This is a genomic window from Burkholderia sp. TSV86 (assembly GCF_001522865.1).
Classification (GTDB): Bacteria; Pseudomonadota; Gammaproteobacteria; order Burkholderiales; family Burkholderiaceae; genus Burkholderia.
Map to the genome: position 1 here is coordinate 1 of NZ_LOWB01000023.1, position 772 is coordinate 772.

Genomic DNA, 772 nt, shown 5'->3' on the forward strand with positions numbered 1-772 from the left:
GTAAGCGGTCAATAAATGACGCCCTTCCCATGAGGGTCAGGAGGTCAGAAGCTAGGTGTCCGCGTGGACACCTGCACTCAGACCTTAATGACAGAGCGACCGAATCTTCGAAACAGACTGGTAGTTGGCCGCAAGCGAGACGGTCGACGCGAATTTGACGAAGCAGCGCGACAGGAACTGGTCGAGCTGTGCTTGCGGCCCGGCGTGTCGATTGCCCGCACGGCGATGGATCACGATGTCAATCCGAACCAGTTGCGTAAATGGATCGCGAGCCATCAACAACGGCAACTTGCAAGGCCATCGGCCGATGAGGTTGTGGCCGACGGCGTACCCATTGATATTCCAGGGCCAACGTCCGGTTATCGGTCGCCCGAGTCGCCGTCTGCATTTGTGCCGGTGATGCCGGCACCACCGCAGCCGTCACCGCCGCGCTCGCCTGAGTCGCTGATGGCAATCGCGTTGCATGTGCGACTACCCAATGGCGTCGAATTCGATCTTGGGAAGGCGAGCCTTGATGAACTGGTGACGATCGTCCAGATGCTGGGGAGGTTACCGTGTTCCGGTTCGACGAAGAGCTGAAGGTTTATCTGCATCGCGATCCAGTCGACTTCCGCATGGGCATCAACGGGTTGTCGATCCTGGTCGAACAGGCGATGCGTCTGAACCCGATGACCTCGGCGCTGTTCGTGTTCGGCAACCGACGTCGTGATCGCATCAAGATTCTCGGCTGGGGTGGCAATGGCTTCTGGTTGCTGCTCAAGCGACTCGAAGC

2 protein-coding genes are annotated in these 772 nt (G+C 58.8%); both read left to right on the forward strand.

The features are described 5' to 3' along the window. The first annotated feature begins 63 nt into the window (after positions 1 to 63). Positions 64 to 579, forward strand: a complete 516-nt coding sequence (gene tnpA / locus WS68_RS25680; RefSeq protein WP_442857144.1) for an IS66-like element accessory protein TnpA — start codon at positions 64 to 66, stop codon at positions 577 to 579. Beyond that, a partial coding sequence (gene tnpB, locus WS68_RS04240) for an IS66 family insertion sequence element accessory protein TnpB (protein WP_156429333.1) occupies positions 555 to 772 on the forward strand: 218 nt, incomplete at its 3' end. The genes tnpA and tnpB, both read left to right, overlap by 25 nt.